The organism is Herbaspirillum sp. RTI4 (genome assembly GCF_034313965.1).
Taxonomy (GTDB): Bacteria; Pseudomonadota; Gammaproteobacteria; order Burkholderiales; family Burkholderiaceae_D; genus Herbaspirillum.
Map to the genome: position 1 here is coordinate 2,484,087 of NZ_JAVIWQ010000002.1, position 17,665 is coordinate 2,501,751.

At 49.1% G+C, this 17,665-nt stretch carries 13 protein-coding genes; 12 read left to right on the forward strand and 1 reads right to left on the reverse strand.

Going from position 1 to position 17,665, the window contains the following annotated elements:
* Positions 1 to 14: 14 nt before the first annotated feature.
* A complete protein-coding gene (locus RGU70_RS11120) occupies positions 15 to 3,182 on the reverse strand; it encodes an EAL domain-containing protein (RefSeq protein WP_322209458.1) in 3,168 nt (1,055 codons plus the stop codon).
* A 350-nt stretch (positions 3,183 to 3,532) separates the two neighbouring features.
* Between RGU70_RS11120 and RGU70_RS11125 the strand changes: the two genes are divergently transcribed.
* The 12 genes from RGU70_RS11125 to RGU70_RS11180 all read left to right on the forward strand — a co-directional run bounded on the left by RGU70_RS11125 (position 3,533) and on the right by RGU70_RS11180 (position 17,608).
* Entirely contained in the window at positions 3,533 to 6,049 is a 2,517-nt protein-coding gene (locus tag RGU70_RS11125) for a type VI secretion system Vgr family protein (RefSeq protein ID WP_322209459.1), read from the forward strand.
* Positions 6,050 to 6,200: 151 nt separating this feature from the next.
* Positions 6,201 to 8,867 carry a M23 family metallopeptidase gene (locus RGU70_RS11130; protein WP_322209461.1) on the forward strand — a complete coding sequence of 889 codons (2,667 nt, stop codon included), beginning with the start codon at positions 6,201 to 6,203 and terminating at the stop codon, positions 8,865 to 8,867.
* Positions 8,864 to 9,532 (forward strand): hypothetical protein, encoded by a 669-nt coding sequence (locus RGU70_RS11135; protein ID WP_322209462.1) that lies wholly within the window; start codon positions 8,864 to 8,866, stop codon positions 9,530 to 9,532. Before RGU70_RS11130 ends, RGU70_RS11135 begins: the two co-directional genes overlap by 4 nt.
* 328 nt (positions 9,533 to 9,860) lie before the next feature.
* A complete protein-coding gene (locus RGU70_RS11140) occupies positions 9,861 to 10,499 on the forward strand; it encodes a hypothetical protein (RefSeq protein ID WP_322209463.1) in 639 nt (212 codons plus the stop codon).
* A gap of 47 nt (positions 10,500 to 10,546) precedes the next feature.
* On the forward strand, positions 10,547 to 10,915 hold the full coding sequence (locus RGU70_RS11145) for a hypothetical protein (protein ID WP_322209464.1): 369 nt from the start codon (positions 10,547 to 10,549) through the stop codon (positions 10,913 to 10,915).
* 274 nt (positions 10,916 to 11,189) lie between these two features.
* Entirely contained in the window at positions 11,190 to 11,561 is a 372-nt protein-coding gene (locus RGU70_RS11150) for a hypothetical protein (RefSeq protein ID WP_322209465.1), read from the forward strand.
* 227 nt (positions 11,562 to 11,788) lie between these two features.
* On the forward strand, positions 11,789 to 12,349 hold the full coding sequence (locus tag RGU70_RS11155) for a hypothetical protein (protein ID WP_322209466.1): 561 nt from the start codon (positions 11,789 to 11,791) through the stop codon (positions 12,347 to 12,349).
* Between the two features lie 378 nt (positions 12,350 to 12,727).
* Positions 12,728 to 13,834, forward strand: a complete 1,107-nt coding sequence (locus RGU70_RS11160; RefSeq protein ID WP_322209467.1) for an S-(hydroxymethyl)glutathione dehydrogenase/class III alcohol dehydrogenase — start codon at positions 12,728 to 12,730, stop codon at positions 13,832 to 13,834.
* A 9-nt stretch (positions 13,835 to 13,843) separates the two neighbouring features.
* Complete coding sequence (fghA, locus tag RGU70_RS11165) at positions 13,844 to 14,686, forward strand: S-formylglutathione hydrolase (RefSeq protein ID WP_322209468.1); 843 nt, start codon at positions 13,844 to 13,846, stop codon at positions 14,684 to 14,686.
* A gap of 104 nt (positions 14,687 to 14,790) precedes the next feature.
* Positions 14,791 to 15,471 (forward strand): response regulator transcription factor, encoded by a 681-nt coding sequence (locus tag RGU70_RS11170; protein ID WP_322209469.1) that lies wholly within the window; start codon positions 14,791 to 14,793, stop codon positions 15,469 to 15,471.
* Positions 15,464 to 16,813, forward strand: coding sequence for a HAMP domain-containing sensor histidine kinase (locus tag RGU70_RS11175; RefSeq protein ID WP_322209470.1), 1,350 nt, complete (start codon positions 15,464 to 15,466; stop codon positions 16,811 to 16,813). The genes RGU70_RS11170 and RGU70_RS11175 overlap by 8 nt, the downstream gene beginning before the upstream one ends.
* Before the next feature lie 258 nt (positions 16,814 to 17,071).
* Positions 17,072 to 17,608, forward strand: a complete 537-nt coding sequence (locus RGU70_RS11180) for a DUF2846 domain-containing protein (RefSeq protein ID WP_322209471.1) — start codon at positions 17,072 to 17,074, stop codon at positions 17,606 to 17,608.
* Positions 17,609 to 17,665: the final 57 nt, after the last annotated feature.

A 17,665-nucleotide genomic window follows, 5' to 3' on the forward strand; every position in this document is an offset into this window, starting at 1 on the left:
CGCGGAGCCTTCCTTCATTTGTTTTTTGCCCCCAGTACAAGCTCATCAGGCGTGGCATGTAATTGCAGCAACTTCAGGAATTCTGCCGCAGGCAAGGCTTTGCTAAAGAGAAACCCCTGGTACTCGTCAGCACCGAATTGCTGCATGGCAGCCAGTTGCACGGTGGTTTCCACTCCCTCAATAATGACTTTCAGCTTCAGCACACGCGCCATGGCGATGATGGCTTGCACGATGGCGCAGCTATGAAGATCGTCGGGAATCGCATCGATGAATGATTTGTCAACTTTGACGCTGTCGATCGGAAATCGCTGAAGGTAGGCGAGTGATGAATAACCCGTGCCGAAATCATCGACGGACATGGAACATCCCAATGCGCGGATGCGATCCATAATCGACACCGCCTGTTCGAGGTTCTGCATCATCATGCTTTCGGTGATTTCGAATTCGATGCGGGACGAGGGCGTTGCCGAAGCGTCAATAATGCGTTTGATGTCGTCGACCAGACGGTGGTCGTTCAATTGATTGCCTGCCAGATTGACCGCAAGCCGGTCGAACGTGGCGCAATGTTGCAAAAAAGAGGGGAGGTCGGCGCAGGACGCGGCCAACACCTGCAAACTGATTTGCCCGACCAGTCCGGTTTCCTCCGCGAGGGAAATGAAATCGCCCGGAAACAGCAGGCCGCGCGTCGGATGTCGCCAGCGAACCAGGGCTTCGGCACCCACGATCTTGCCGCTATGCAAATCGATTTTCGGCTGGTAGCAGGCAATGAATTCACGTCGCTCCAATGCGCGACGCAGATCAGCCTCCATTGCCACGCGTTCCACCGTATTCGTGTTGAGTTCCTCCGAGTAGAAGCGGTAATCATCCTTGCCGGTATGTTTTGCCCGGTACATGGCGATATCGGCACTCTTGATCAGCGTTTGTGAATCGCCGCCATCTTCCGGGTAAGTGGCGATGCCGATACTGACGCTGAGCATGAACTCATGTTCGCCGATCCCGAACGGACGGCGTGCTTCGCGCAACAGTTTTTGTGCAATCTCAGACAGTTGCAGCGGATCTTCGTAATCGTCGATCAGGACAACGAATTCATCACCACCGACACGCGACAGAATATCTAATTCGCGCAAGACCGAACGAAAGCGCGTAGCGATGGTTTTCAGCACAGCTTCACCGGTCTCATGACCGAAGGTGTCGTTGATATTTTTGAACCGGTCCATATCCAACAAAAATACGGCCACTTTTCCATTGCGATGCTCGGCATGTGTCAACGCATTAGCGATGTGCTGAAGACACAGAAAACGATTGGGCAGGCCGGTGAGTTTGTCGTAATGCGCCAGATGCAGGATACGTTCTTCGGTATTACGATTTTCGATGGCAATACTGGCGAGGTCGGCTACTGCGCTGGCCAGCGCCATGCACTCGCTTCCTGCAATGCCGGATTGTTTAAACAGGATGGTAAAGACACCTAGAATCTGACCATCCTTGCCAAATATTGGCCAGGCGCTCGAAGCGCGGTAAGTACTGTCGGGGAAAAGTGCGTGTAGTGTTTTTGCGGAATCGTCTGCGCTCCAGTCTTCGATGGCATAAGGCTTCAGTGTCCGCACCACTTCGCCGCTGGCCCCGCTACCGTGAAGAATGGGTAAGGCGCGGATCATTTCTGTTGAATGTTCCGACAAAGAGGTGGAAATAATCTCTGTGAAGTGACTATGCGACGCATTGAGCAGCATCACAATGGACATGCTGGAGGGAATCTGGCTGTCGGAAAACTCGGTGATCTTGCGCAGAGTAATGGTCATGTCTTCTCCTGCCATGACCATGTGCAAAATCTTATTTTGCGTTGCCTGGAGGATCTCCGATCTCTTGCGCGCAGAAATATCGCGCAAGATGGCGCACATGGCGTAGCCGTCATTGAAAACGGTACGATTGAGTGTGACATCGGTATAAATCAGACGCTTACCGCGCGCAGTGATCCATTCGAATTGTTGCGGCTGGCCAGCCATAGCCAATTGCGCTCTATCGGCGACATTTTGCATTTGCGAGCGATGTGAAGCCAGCCTGAAAAATAGCCCGACCTTCCTGCCTATCAGCCGTTGCTTGTCAGCAATTCCCAGAAATTTAGCCGCAGCGGTGTTGCAACCCAGATAGCGCATTTCTGTGCTGATCAGAAAAATCGGATCATCGCTTTCTTCATACAGTATCCGATACCGTTGTTCACTGGAATTGAGGATCACATCTGATTTGTGTCGCCGCCGCTGATAAACCGAAAAGACGATGAACATGCCCAAAATCAGCAGAACCACTGCGGCCGACAGCAACATGCTGTTGAGGGTACGTTTCCTCCAGGGGATCAGAATGTCGTCCATTGTTCGGCCATAGGTGACCAGCAAGGAAAACTGCGGTATTTTTTTATAACTCAGCAGCATCTGTTTTCCCGTGATGGTCGAGAGACTGACGACGCTACCTTCATCCGCGTTTTTACCGTGGATGCTCTTGAAACCGGCACTATTGCGCACATCCAGATTGAGCATGTTTTCATCAAATGGCAACCGTAACAGTAGCGTACCGTTTTCTTTGGTGAGCAAAATGATGTCATCTCGCTTGGAGATGTCGTCATAAAAATTCATGAAATGCGATATTTTGATATTGACAATGATGCGACCGGCAAACTGATGATGCGAGTCATATAGATCACGCTCAACCGGCAACATCTGCTCGCGGCCGACATCGTTGGAGACGATGTCGTCAATCCGGATATTTTTAGTCGCCGCTGGCTGGCTATAACGGAATCGTTCTGACTCAAGGGAGGGGAGGGGGTATGGGTTCGCGCTGGTGTACCGCAATCCCTGTTTGTTGATATACGACAAGGAATCCAGGTACGACATTTTTTTCTTGGCGGCAACGAGAATGCCGATTATCGCGGCATCGCTGTGACGCGCCTGATCGTCTGCGCGCAGGATTTCAGCGGCACTCTGATGGATGACAGTTTCTACCTCCAGCAGCGCTATGTTGGCATTATTATGAATGCTGCGAACCACGATCAAAGCGCTACCGGCTTCTGATTCAATGGTCAGCTCCCGATCTAACGATATGCCCCACCAGGTTTCGCCCGCAATGGCGATGATGGTGAGGCATAGGAACATCGATAACATGCGGAAAGTATTTAACGGTCGCGCAACGGTCATTTTTATCGTTTATGTCTACGTTCAGTAACCGGATAATGATCGACAATATCCCGACCATTCGTTTGTCATCCCACCCTCACTGCACGATACCGTAATGCCTGTTGTTTGTCACTCGGGCAACTGATACTGCATCGTAATTTTTTTCTAAACCCAAACGCATTCAAAAATTGAATAAATAAACGCGACAAATAGACTCAAGCACAGATTTAAAAAAAGATTCAAAAAATAAGCAGCGTTTATCCATAAATAAATATAAAAAACATTTACCGGACAAGTCATTGCGCACGGATTGACGGTTTTTGAGAGATGCCTAAACTGCGTGAGATTCCCATGACGCAAGGATCTCGCGAATGCTGCCCCCCATCAAAGACCTCGAACGCTGGCTCTACAACCGCCAGCACAAACGCCTCCTCACCCTCGATTTCCCCGATAACAACTGCCCCCAGAGCGGCCCCGAACGCTACCAGCGCGACGCCCTGTTCGTTCCCAACCGCCTCGATGCCGACGAAGGCCTTTCCCGCGATTTCACCTACACCGTCGAAGTGCTGTCCGACGACCCGCGCATTCCTTTAACCGAGGTGCTAGGCAAGCTGGTCACCCTGTCGCTGAAACGCAAAGACGGCAGCCTGCGCTACTTCAACGGCTACGTGTTCGAATTCGGCCTCGAGCGCTGCGAAGGCAACGTCGTGTTTTACCGCATGGTGTTGAAGCCGTGGATGGCCTTCCTGCGCCAGCGCAAAAACAACGCCGTGTTTTGTCACCAGACCCTCAACGATCAGGCGCTGGAAATCTTCCGTCACTACCCCTCCATCCGCTGCGACTACCGCTATGCGTTCCCGAGCGGCCACGCTTATCTCAAGCTCATGCACATGGGCTGCCAGTTCAATGAAACCGATGCCAACTATCTGCACCGTCGTTGGGAAGCGTTAGGTCTCAGTTATCGCTACGAACACACCGAGCGCGGCCATCAGCTCATGCTGTGTCACAACACCGCGCAGGAAGCCAATCCCATCGATGGTGGCACCCCCGACATCCGTTTCCACAGCGAAGACAACGACGCCGAACAGCACGAGGCCATCCACACCTGGCGCCCCGGGCGCATCATCTCTCCCGGCAGCCGCACGACCACCGCCTACAATTTCAAAACCGCGCATCTGCCCAGCCATCAAGCCTGGGCCACGAGCCCCAATGCGCAAGGCAACAACGTCCCCGAGATCGAAAGTCACGATTACGTCGGCGCGTATAGCCTCCACCACAGTCAGAACGGCTACGGCGAAACGCAGGCGCGTTACCGCATGGATGAAACCGACGCGCAGGCCAAACAGCACCCGATGGCGGGCAACAACCGCTACGTCGCCCCGGGTCGCTGGTTCCAGATGCGCAAACATCCGCGCCTGCGCGATCTGCTGGGCTTCGAGGTGCGCGAAGAAAAACAACGCTTCCTTATCATCGACGTGCGTCACACCGTCACCAATAACTACCTGCAAGAAAACGAACCGGCCGACTACCGCAATACCTTGAGTTGCATCCGCAAAAACATCGTCTGGCGACCCGGCCCCGGCTATTGCAGCAACGACACCCGCATCCACGGCACGCAGACCGCACTGGTGGTCGGCTACGAGCAAGGCGAAATCGCCACCGACAAATACGGCCGTCTGCGCGTGCAATTTCACTGGGACTTGCTGGGCAAGAAAACCCCGCTCAGCTCGGCCTGGGTGCGCATGGCCACACCGTGGGCCGGCAACATGCACGGCCTGCACACGCTGCCGCGACCCGGGCAGGAAGTCGTCGTCACCTGGCTCGACGGCAATCCCGACCATCCGCTCATTCTCGGCAGCGTGCATAACGGCTGCAACCCGCCGCCCTGGAATTTGCCGAGCGAGAAAGCGTTAACGGGCCTGCGCAGTCGCGAACTGATTCCCGGCAAAAGCAACTTCGGGAGTGGGCGCAGTAATCATCTGATCCTCGACGACACGCTCGATCAAATTCAGGCGCAGCTTAAAAGCGATCATCAGCACAGCCAGCTTTCGCTGGGATTTATTACCCGCATCGAGGACAACTACGGAAGAAAGGACGCGCGCGGAGAAGGCTATGCGCTGGAAACCGAAGGCTCTGGCGCACTGCGCGCCGGCAAGGGTTTACTGCTCACGACGGACGGTCGCGCCCAAGCGGTCGGCGGCACGCTCAGTCGCGACGAACTGGTGCATTGCCTGGAACAAGCACTCGAAATTGCCAAAGGACTCGGCAGTGCCGCCGTCACCCATCACGGCAGTCACCGTGACACCGCCCCGCAGCAACATCTGAGCGCGGCCGTCGATGCGCTCGGCAAGGGCAGCGGCCCGGAAACCAGCTCCACCAGCACCGCTGCCGCCGGACAAGCGGTCATCGCCATCAGTGCCGCCGCCGGACTGGCCAGCGCCACCCCCAAAGATCAAACCCATTACGCCGGTCACAACATCGACACCGTTGCCGGCAACAACCAGCAGCACTACGCCATGGGCCACATCCTGCACACCGCGCGCGGCGATATCGAACAACTCGCAGTCGAAGGCGATCTGCGCCAGATTGCCGGTAAAGGCAAAGTCACCGTGCAGGCGCAGCACAACAGCATGGAGCTGATTGCCGAACAGGTCCTGCGACTGATTTCCACCAGCGACCGCATCGAAATCGTCGCCAAAAAAGAAATCGTGCTGGGCGCAGGCGGCTCCGCCATCAAGATCAGCGCCGAAGGCATTACCGATATCACCAGCGGCAAGCGGGTGATTCATACGTCGGGGTTGGATGTGACGGGGCCTCAGCAACAGCTCTTTGTCATGCCTAAATTTCAGCGCGGCGAACTAAAAGAAAAAGTGAAAGCTTCAATCTAAAAAAATTCTGATTAAGAGCGGTAAACGCGGCCATCTCTAAATAAAAAGTGCAGCCGTACTTGAGTGCGCTAAGTACGCTGTACTGGAGATCATAGCACGCAGTAGCTTAATCAAACACTCCCTCAACCCTGCTGACCATGTGAGAACAACCATGCTAATTAGCCCTCCATTTATTATTAAACCACCTGCCTCACAAGTAGAAGCAGCAAACGCAATCGACGACGCCGACAGTACCGGAAATGACGCAACGGAAGCGCCCGAGAAAACTGCTGCTGAAACCGGACAAGAAACAACTGAAATATCCGGAGCAAACGGCGGGCGCATCGACACTCACGCTCCACACCCTCACACCCCATCCCCCCGCGCCTTACGCAACCCGGCGAGCACCGCTGCCGCGCAGGCAGCGCGTGCCGCCCCGGTCGCAAGCACCTCCGCAACACGGCCCCCTCACGCAGCGACTGTCTCAACGCCCGTCGACAAAACGGCCTTAGTCGCCGCAACAGGACCAACCAGCATTTCTAATTCCGCTCACATTCTCGACAATGGCTTAAAAACCGTTGCTGCCACCGAATCAAGCACCCTGGCCCCGGAAGGCAACTATCCCCTCGGACAAAGCCTGATGTGGCACACCGGCCTCCACCTGCAAGCCCCCTTGGAATCCCCACACGTCTACGCCGACGTACGCGCCATTGCCGACGGCAAAGTCATCTTCGTGCACCCGCCACGCAGCAAGGTCAGCGATGCTGACGACCCGCAAGCCTACAACCCCTTCGGCGACCAAGCCAGCTGGACCGACAACGGCATGATCATCATCGAACATGAAACCGACATCGGCGCGCAAGAAGAAACGCTCACGACAGTCAAGTTTTACTCGGCCTACATGCATCTATCGCAGATCAAATCCGGCGTGGCCGTCAACAGCAAAGTATTCCGCAAGGACGCCATCGGCAGACCCGGCGACATCTACGGCCACGACGGCCAGATTGAACTCTCGATCTGCTGCAACACCACAGAACTCCAGCACCTCATCGGCCGCCGCCCGGAATGGAAAGACCCGAAAACCGAACCCAGCGCCCACGGTCGCATCGACAGCGTATTCGGTAAAACTTACATCTTCTTATCCGCGCGCACCCCCGTCATTTTCACCACGCCGACCGCCCACCACCACAACCACACCCACGGCAGCACCCGCCTGGGCACCGCGCAATGGGTAGAAATCGACTACACCAAAGGGCAGGCCACGCTGACCACCTACCGCACCGACGGCAGTCGAGGCCATTCCACCAGCGAACCGGACTTTGAATACCAGCTCTACAAGGAATCGCAGCTGCGCCACGACTGCGTCGTGAAAGCCGGCATATCGCCGAGCAGCGCCAGTGGCTGGTTTGAGCTACTGCACTTTGGCCGCAACCTCGGGCGCGGCCCCAAGCCAGAGCAAAAAGACCCGCTACCGGAGAACGCCGTACACTGGCGCAAAATTAAAACCGTGGACGGCGTCGACCTCTGGGCCGACCTGCACGACTGCGACAACTACGTCTTTAGCGAAGCCGATTTTTTACCTCTCATGGGATGGAATTGCTACGGCGACGACACCAAGCCCAACGACCAGCGCTGCGACTCGCCCACCCTCAAAGCCCTGATCGCCGACCCGGCTGACCCGAAGTCTATCGGAGACAACGCCGCACTGGCGCAGCGCATCGGCCGACCCGACGTGCTCCCCAAACTGGCACGTACCATCTGCCAGTTCCCTAACGAATGGGACCGGGACACCATCGCCACGCGCTACGGCTGCATCAAAGCCGACCTCGAAGCCCGCGGCAAAGCGCACGTCTGGCCGCCCTTCGAAGCACATCTCAACAGCCTCGCCATGAGCAACTTACCGGCGAACTTCAAAGCCGCGGACTGGCATTTCCACCCCGGAGAATTCATCCGTACCTTCAAGAAATGCGCCTGGCTGAGCGTGGCCGAACTCAAGCAGCTGATTCCTCCCAAGGCGCTGAGGAAATCGAAGGGAGAATGGGTGAGTGAGACGGTTAACCCGCCGTCTTTAGTTCTGACAAAAAAAGATGACGACAATCCTTGGCCCGACCGTCTGCGCGAATTGAACAGGGCAAACCGGAAATTCTGCGTCAACAACCCTTCGCGCATGGCGGCATTTTATGGGAATGCGTTGCAGGAAACGCAATGGCTTGAGTTGATTCGTGAAGGTAGCAATAAATTTGGAAATAAAGATGCCCAATATTGCCCATGGGATGGCCGAGGATTTTTTCAATTAACTTGGCCCGATAACTATATTAAATATTTTGAATTTAGAGGAACAGTAATTGATAGAAGAATAAAAGAAAAGCTCAACGCTGCGCAAATAATTGCAAACAGAGACAGGGACAATTCTGGTTTGGATGATTCAAAAACAGCTATCCCTAAATCATTAAGAGAATCACGCGATAATATTACAGAAGATGAATATCCTTATGAATTAGGAAATACAGCAGGAGCATACTGGATGTGGAGTGGCGCCATAAACAAATCCGACAAAGAAGCGTCCAATATTAGAAAAGAGGTAGGCAATTTAAAGAATAAATATATTTATTATGAGCATAAATCATTTGGAGAAATTGCCGCCACAATTAATATTGGCTCGCCGAATAATAAATTTGAAAAAATTAATGGTATCCAGGCAAGGTTCCAGGCATATGCCGTCGCGCAATCAGTACTTTTTGATTTCCCGCAATTTAAACATGGAGGAAGCACAAAAAAAGAGGGGAGGACTATCAAAGAAACCCCTGAGGGCGTCATATTAAGAAGGGACACAAAATGAATATCGTAAAAATAGTTGGCGCAATATTAATCTGTAGTGGCTTGATGAATCCCGGAATAGCCTTCTCTAAAAATGCTAAATTTAAATTATTGGATATAAATACTGAACCTGGAGCCGCTGCATTTATTGGCCCCGGTACAGCGATCATCAAGCTTCGTAACTGTAAAATAAAATTCAACCTCGTAAAAGGTGAAATGATCACCTTCAATCCCAAAGGTATTGGAATTGGAATCCATATTGAACCTGGCGGTTTTTATAGTCTTAGCTGTTACTCAGGAAAAAAGATGGAGGGAATAAGAGAATCATATACAACTCCAGACGGAAAACTCGGTATGGATGAAGATGATATCGCTCGGGCGAAAGAATATCCTGATTTAAATATACATGCCGAATTTTTTAATGGGAAAAACTGGAAAGGAGTAGGCGTCACCGAAGATTATCTCGCAACAGATAAGCCGATTCAAAACATGCGTTTCTGTCTTATTGGCGATAAGCAAGCACTTTGTGGCGGAACCACTGTTATAGAATTATTCAATCTGAAAGACCGTGGATTTGAAGAACTTACAGAGCAATTAAATCGCATCGAATTCATAGATGATGAAATTGGAAAGCCCGAACCGACACCGCCCGAACCAGAAGCGCCCCCAAAAAGAAAATGCCATTGATGCACGGCACTTCGTCCACTCATCTAGAATGAAAGATATTATAAAGCATCAGTACAAAAAACTTTGCCATACATAAAATATAATATTTTTAATTTTTACTATTTTGGATATATTTGTTAAAAATAATGAATTTTAAGATAATATTGGTATATATAATATATATTATATTATTAACATTCGAAAATATTATAATCATTGGATATTTTTTACGAAATACGCGTAAAGGATATATATGATTTGAGAACGAACGCATAGAAATAAATATTAAAATGACACGATCACACTGAGTCAATTAAAAAAAATATTTCCAGGAGCAGAAGGAAATTATTTGCAAGAAGTAGCAGATGAATTGAATACCGATTTAGAAAAATATAAGCTCGATACAATATTGCGACGCGCACATTTCTTTGCCCAGGTCCGTGAAGAGGCCGGGTCGCATTTAAAAGCTTCTGAAGAGAATCTTAATTATTTGCCAGAAAAATTAAAATCTTTATTTCGGTACTACAAAAAAAATCCTGAGGAGGCCCTGAACGATGGGCGTTCCGTTTGTAAAAAAACAGGAAAAATAACACGCTTAGCAAATCAAGAAAATATTGCAAATAAAGCTTATGGAAATCGAGAAGGAAATGGGCCTCCATCGACTGGAGATGGGTGGCTATATAGAGGAAGAGGAATATTTCAATTAACAGGAAAGAATAATTACACTAAATTTGAAAACGAGTACCAGAATTATTGGGGTACTCCAAGTCCAAACTTCATAAAAAATCCAGGAGAAATAAAAAATTTCCCCTATGATGTAAGGTCTGCCGTTTGGTATTGGGCTAGCAATTCAATTCAGACTATTGCAGACGAGGGGTCAAGTGAAGATGTGGTTGAAAAAGTAACATTTAAGATTAATATTGGAAAAGCCAATTTAAAAGAAAGAAAATCTAATTTTACAAATTTAACTTATCCGGCATTTAAATGAAAAAATTATATAAATGTATTATATTAATTTTAATATTGACAATCAATATGGCAAAATCAGAAGAAATAGAAACACATTGCAAAAAAGATGAAAATATTTATTTTTCATGTAGAACAGGAAAGAAAATAATATCATTTTGCGAGTCAAAAATAAATTCTCAATCAAAATATCTTGAATATCGATTTGGAAGTCCTGGAAAAGTCGAGTTTATATTTAAAGGAAGTAGTGACAATAAATTCAATAGGGCACATATTTTATGGTCAGGAAACGCTGCCAATGCAATATGGTTTGAGAATTATGGTTTTGTTTATGTGGTTACTGATCCAATGAGGGGAGACGTTACTTTGGATGTCATAAAAAACAAACAAAAGATTGGTAAATTTGTATGCGAAAAAGATTATTACGGTGATTTTTAATCTGGATCTTTTTTGATGGAGAAAAAAACTAAAAGAATATTTTAATTTATATTTAAAATAAATATAAATATTTAAAATTATATTTATTTAATTTAAATTTATCATGATAAAAATTCTAATTGTTTTAAATAATTATTAATTTTTATGCGCATATATCTTTTGCAAAAATATAACTATTGATGCATTAAAAAATAAAAATAAAAATAAAATGTAAAAAATTAAAAAATCGACCAAAGAATTAAATGAAACGGTTTATGTTGACACAAGAAAAATAGTGAAAATAAAAAATTTTGATGACGAATTCTATGTTGTTCCTGTTATTAAATTTGGTGGCGGCGTTCGTAGTGGATGTTACATACAAAAATTAAATTCTCGTTTTGAATTAGAAGAATTTATTCCTGTGGCTATTGTTGAAGGTGAAGCTTGCTATGGAATAATTTCAATATATGCATGTAATAATAAAAAATATACTGGCATTGGAGTTATTTCAGACATGAAATTTGGGGCAAATAATTATCATCCGCAAGGAGCATTTTTAGATGTCGATGTTGTTTCACAAGTCCGCTTGAATTCGGAGTTATCAGCGATGTTAGAAGTCACTCCTACAGCGAGTGATGCAAAAAAAATACTGAACTGTGATAAATAGTGAATTCTGATAATTTTAAAAATGCCAGATATTATCGAATCTTAACCAGCGAAATACCTGCACTTACTGCGGAAAATATTTTCCGATTTATAAAGCTTCTTCCGTATTAAATTCTCACCTTGCCCAGGCTCTCGGTCAAAACCAAGATCGAGAGTGCTCCTTTAAAAAGTAATGACGGTATATAAATTGTAAAAAATATAAGGAATTAATTTTAATAAGGAATTAGAGTGAAAAAAAATTTAATTGTATTTTTAATTATTAATTTATATGTGCAGATATCTTTTGCGAAAGATATAGTTGTTGATGCATTAAAAAACAAAAAAGAAATATCGGAAATTAAAGAGGCGACTAAAGAATTAAATGAAAAAGTTTATGTGGACACAAGTAAGATAGTGAAGGTTAAAACAGTAAATGATAAATTTTATATTGTCCCCGTTATTAAATTTGGTGGTGGTGTTCGTAGTGGGTGTTACATACAAAAATTAAACTCTCATTATGAATTAGAGGAATTTATACCTGTAGGTGTTATTGAAGGTAAGGCTTGTTATGGAATAATATCAATATACTCATGCAATCATAAAGATGATACTGGTATTGGAATTATTTCAGATATGAAATTCGGAGCAAATAATTTTCACCCACAAGGAGCATTTTTAGATATCGATGTCGTTTCACAAGTTAGCTTAAATCCAGAGTTGTCATCAAAAATACAAGTTGCGCCTACCGCGAGCGAGGCAAAAAAATGTTGGGCTGTGATAAATAGTAAAATGCTGCGCTGTGATAAATAGCAAATTCAGATAATTTGAAAAAATTAAAAAATTAAAAACTTATCGAAACTTATCGAATTCGAATAATAAAGAATGTGCACAAGAAAATTGCTTGTACTTGTCCCGGTAAATTTTTCTTCTTTCCCATAACCCATCCAGCACTAATCTCAGCGCCACTCCCGCACCACCCGCGCCCTCGATCAAAACCAGGATCGGGGGCGCTCCTGTCAGCTTCGTCCAAGAATGCGATAATCATGCTCCCGGCACACAGGCGGATCGCTAAGATCATGCCGAATGCCTGTCAGTTTTGCGCTTCCCCATTGCGCCGTCGCCAAAGCGATCGGTATCACCAGCGGTCATCCGCTGCATCCGCACCATCCCCTCTGCACAAGGACCCCCATGAAGACGAAAGCCGCTATTGCCTGGAAAGCAGGACAACCCCTGACAATTGAAGAAGTGGAATTGGGCGGCCCCAGAGAAGGGGAGGTGTTGGTGGAAATCAAAGCCACCGGCATTTGCCATACCGATTACTACACCTTGTCGGGCGCTGATCCTGAAGGCATCTTCCCTTCGATTCTGGGCCATGAAGGCGCGGGCATCGTGGTCGATGTCGGCCCGGGTGTAAAAAGCCTCAAAAAAGACGACCATGTAATCCCGCTTTACACGCCGGAATGTCGCCAGTGCAAATTCTGCCTCTCGCAAAAAACCAATCTGTGTCAGTCGATACGCAGCACGCAGGGCAGGGGACTGATGCCGGATGCGACCAGCCGCTTTTCCATCGACGGCAAACCTATCTACCATTACATGGGGACTTCGACCTTCTCCAATTACATTGTGGTGCCCGAAATTGCGCTGGCTAAAATCCGCGAAGATGCGCCGTTCGACAAAGTTTGCTATATCGGTTGCGGTGTCACCACCGGCGTCGGCGCAGTGCTGTTCACCGCCAAAGTAGAAGCAGGCGCGAATGTGGTGGTGTTTGGTCTGGGCGGTATCGGGCTCAACGTTATACAAGCGGCGCGTATGGTCGGTGCAGACAAAATTATCGGCGTCGATCTCAATCCCGCACGCGAAGCAATGGCGCGCAAATTCGGTATGACGCACTTCATTAATCCGAAGGAAGTCGGCAACGTGGTCGATGCCATCATCGGCCTGACCGACGGCGGCGCAGATTATAGTTTTGAATGTATCGGCAACGTCAACACCATGCGTCAGGCGCTGGAATGCTGCCACAAAGGATGGGGTCAATCGATCGTGATCGGCGTGGCTGACGCGGGACAAGAAATCAGCACGCGTCCCTTCCAATTGGTGACAGGACGTGTATGGAGAGGGTCGGCTTTCGGTGGCGCGCGTGGTCGCACCGATGTGCCGAAAATCGTTGACTGGTACATGGAAGGCAAACTCAATATCGACGATCTGATTACCCACAAGTTGCCGCTGGAGCGGATCAACGAAGGTTTCGATCTGATGAAAAGCGGTGAGTCTATCCGCACCGTCGTCGAATATTAAGGCGTGGCAATGGAACTGATCAGCTCCCACTCATGCTGGGGCGGAACCCAATTTTTTTATCGGCATGATTCGATTGAAATTGGTTTGCCCATGCGCTTCTCTGTGTTTCTGCCACCGCAGGCAGCGCATGGCCCGGTGCCGGTTCTGTTTTATCTGGCCGGACTGACCTGCAACGAGGAAACATTTCCCACCAAGGCCGGTGCGCAGCGCTATGCCGCGCAACACGGCATCATGCTGGTCGCGCCCGACACCAGCCCGCGCGGTGCGGGTATCGAAGGCGAATCTGACAGTTGGGATTTCGGTGTCGGCGCCGGGTTTTATCTGGATGCGACCACAACGCCGTGGAGTCAGCATTACCGCATGTATTCCTATGTGTCGCAGGAATTGCGAAACCTGATCATGGAGCAATTTCCGGCAGCACCCGGTCGGATCGGCATATTCGGTCACTCGATGGGCGGTCATGGGGCATTGGTGCTGGCCTTGCGGCAGCCGGAGGTTTATCGCTCCGTCTCGGCGTTTGCGCCAGTTGCCGCTCCCAGCTTGTCGCCGTGGGGAGAAAAGGCTTTCACGAATTATCTGGGCGAGGATCGTAAAAGCTGGGCCGCCTACGATGCCAGCGCGCTGATGAGTCAGGCCAGCAGGCCATTTCCGCACGGCATACTGATTGACCAGGGTCTGGGCGACAAATTTCTGGAAGCGCAATTATTTCCGCAACATTTTGAAGAGGCCTGTCAGCGGGCGCAGCAAGCACTCGACTTGCGGCTGCACGCCAGATATGACCATGGTTATTACTTCATCCAGTCGTTCATGGAAGATCATCTGGCCTTTCATGCCCGCATCCTGCATGGTTAAATATTGGGGATGATTGTTGAAGCGCGAATTTAGGTTGTCTTATTTAATCCGAATTTCAGGCTGAGACTTGTTAAACTGCTCGCTTGTTTAGCCCGGGCTTAACCATGCGTTTCCTGATAATCGAAGATGACAGCGATACCGCCCGCTACATTTGCAACGGGCTGGAAGAACACGGGCACACCGTTGCCTGGTGCAACGATGCGGTGGTGGGACTGAACCGCGCCGCCAATGAAGCATGGGATTTGATTATTCTGGATCGCATGCTTCCTCAAAATGCCGATGGTTTATCGATCATCACCGCGTTACGGGAAACCGGCAAGACCATACCGATACTGATTCTCAGCGCGCTTTCCAGTCTGGACGACCGTGTGCAGGGCCTTCGTGGTGGTGGTGATGATTACCTGTGCAAACCCTTTTCTTTTGCCGAATTGCTCGCGCGTTGCGAAGCACTGCTGCGGCGTGCCGGCATTCAGGATGAATCGCATGAATTGCGCGTGGCCGATCTCAGGCTCGACTTGAGAACGCGGCGCGCTATTCGCGCCAACCAGTCCATTGAATTGCAACCAAGAGAATTCCGTTTGCTGGAATATCTCGTCCGCCATCAGGGGCAGGTGGTGACACGCACCATGCTGTTAGAAGGGGTCTGGGACTATCACTTCGATCCGCAAACCAATGTGATTGACGTTCAAATCAGCCGGCTGCGCAATAAAATCGACAAAAATTTTTTACCTGCTTTGCTGCATACCGTGCGTGGTGTCGGCTACATGATTGCGGTCAATGACTAAACTCTGGCGCTCTGAAGCGCTGCGCTTATCCCTGATTTGCGGCGGTTTGATCGCGCTTGCGATATTACTGCTCTCTCTCGTTTTTTATTTCGGTACTGCCGGTGTTTTGGCGAGAAATGTTGATAACAAAATTACGTCGGCAGCCGATCGCCTGACACAGTCGTACGCGCATGGCGGCACTATTCATGTCGGAGAAAAAATAGAACAATACCTGAGTGACGATGTGGATTCGGATACCGAAATTTATCTGCTCATCAATACCGAGGGACAAAAAATTGCGGGCAATCTCAGTGTACTGGCCTCATTTCCAAAGTTGGATGAGGTAATTGATCAGAAAGTGGTGCGCAACAATCGGCCCTCGTTTTCCAGAATGTTATCGCGTCGCCTGCCTGACGGAGCCTTATTGGTAGTCGGGCGCGACATGAATGACCTCAACGAGATCAACGCACTCATCTGGCGCGCCATCGCTGGCGGCGGCTTGCTGGCATTACTTCTTTCTGCTGTGGGAACCATTTTTTTGCGTTCCCGGATAGAGCGCAAAATTTTAACGATCCGCCATGCCGCGATAGAAATCGAAACCGGCAATCTGAGTCGTCGCATTGTCGTGTCCGACGACGACGATGAATTCTCCCGCTTGAGTCAGGATCTCAATCGTATGCTTGACAGAATTGAGCATCTGATGGACGGCGTGCGCCATGTCTCCAATACCATTGCCCACAATCTGCGTACGCCGCTGGGTCGAATCTGCGCGCACCTCGACGAAGCATTACGCGACGATGCGGACGAGAAAAAAATGCGTGCCGCAGCGCAATTCGCCATTGAAGAAATCAATGAGTTAACTTCGCTACTGAACAAGGTGCTTCAGGTTGCAGAGGCAGAGTCCGGCATGCGGCGTCGGTCCTTTGAGTTAGTAGATTTGTCGGAAGTGATTCGCGACATTGCCGAACTCTATGATGCGGCAGCAGAAGAGATGGACGTCAAGCTGATCACGAAAGTCGACGGCAGTCCCCATCTGCGCGGTGACAGGCAGTTGCTGGCAAGCGCACTAGCTAATCTATTGGACAACGCCCTGAAATACGCAGGTCATCCGACCACTATCACGGTCAATGCCATGCAGCGCGGACGTCAACTGATTTTGCAAGTTGCCGATAACGGTCCCGGTATTCCGGAGCAGGAACGCAAGAATGTCTTACAGCGTTTTTACCGACTCGATCATCAGCAGCAGGGAAATGGCATGGGACTATCCATCGTTGCGGCAATTGTTCATTTGCATGGCGGCACGCTTGAGCTTGCCGATGCTACGCCGGGTTTGATGGTGCAAATGGAATTCCCGATTATTTAAACCTTCCTGCTTCACCTATTGCGCGTCTCATTTCCTGGCGACAATGCCCTCCATGCCTGAACAGGCAACTTTGTTTTACCTATTTATATCCCTTCATTAGCGGCATCTCCAAAAAATTTCCTAACCAAATGGTAATGTTTTGTTCATGTTGCGACGTAGCACCGACTGTTAAAATTTTGCAGCTTCGATGTCACTGCAGAAAAATTTTGCAGAAGTGCAGATCGAAATAAAATGCCCGTCAAGGTTGCAGGAAAAACGATGGAAAAATATATAAGAAAATTTTTAAAAGAAATATTTCCCTGCGTTTTCTTCACGCTGGTCACGCTGTCCGTCACCGTGCATGCCCATGCCCACGCTGACAATGCCTGCCACCACTTCGTGTTGAAATTGCCTTGTGTCGTAGTGCCGTTGGCACCTGCAGCGCAGGATGCCGAAGCGAAACAATTTATTACGCCGACGAACGGCATGGCTCGCCTGTACATGATCCGCGATTTCGTCAGCGTGCACGAGCAGCGTATGACGCTCCTGGTGAATGGCCAAGCAGTTGCGGATATCGCTCCGTTCACTTATGCCGCCATCGATATCGCAGCGGGAAAATATCGCATTAATGCTCTCTCGACAAACAAGGCCGAGATAGCGCTCGATGTCAAAGCCGGAAAGTTGTACTTTCTGAAAGCTAATCTGCATTTAATGCTGAACACTGTCAGCGCCAATTTGATGATGCTTGATGAGGCGGAAGGAAAGCGGGAAGTGAGTGAGTCGGACAGAGTTATTGCCTTACCGTTTGCACCATAACTGGTGTAGCACTTTGTGCCTCCGCAGTGATCACTGCGCCGTGTTAACTCGAAAAAT

Bases quoted from the DNA above. Each gene is read 5' to 3' on its own strand.
- RGU70_RS11120 (WP_322209458.1), bottom strand. From the start codon at position 3,182: ATGACCGTTGCGCGACCGTTAAATACTTTCCGCATGTTATCGATGTTC.
- RGU70_RS11170 (WP_322209469.1), top strand. From the start codon at position 14,791: ATGCGTTTCCTGATAATCGAAGATGACAGCGATACCGCCCGCTACATT.
- fghA (WP_322209468.1), top strand. From the start codon at position 13,844: ATGGAACTGATCAGCTCCCACTCATGCTGGGGCGGAACCCAATTTTTT.
- RGU70_RS11180 (WP_322209471.1), top strand. From the start codon at position 17,072: ATGGAAAAATATATAAGAAAATTTTTAAAAGAAATATTTCCCTGCGTT.
- RGU70_RS11145 (WP_322209464.1), top strand. From the start codon at position 10,547: ATGGCAAAATCAGAAGAAATAGAAACACATTGCAAAAAAGATGAAAAT.
- RGU70_RS11160 (WP_322209467.1), top strand. From the start codon at position 12,728: ATGAAGACGAAAGCCGCTATTGCCTGGAAAGCAGGACAACCCCTGACA.
- RGU70_RS11125 (WP_322209459.1), top strand. From the start codon at position 3,533: ATGCTGCCCCCCATCAAAGACCTCGAACGCTGGCTCTACAACCGCCAG.
- RGU70_RS11130 (WP_322209461.1), top strand. From the start codon at position 6,201: ATGCTAATTAGCCCTCCATTTATTATTAAACCACCTGCCTCACAAGTA.
- RGU70_RS11175 (WP_322209470.1), top strand. From the start codon at position 15,464: ATGACTAAACTCTGGCGCTCTGAAGCGCTGCGCTTATCCCTGATTTGC.
- RGU70_RS11135 (WP_322209462.1), top strand. From the start codon at position 8,864: ATGAATATCGTAAAAATAGTTGGCGCAATATTAATCTGTAGTGGCTTG.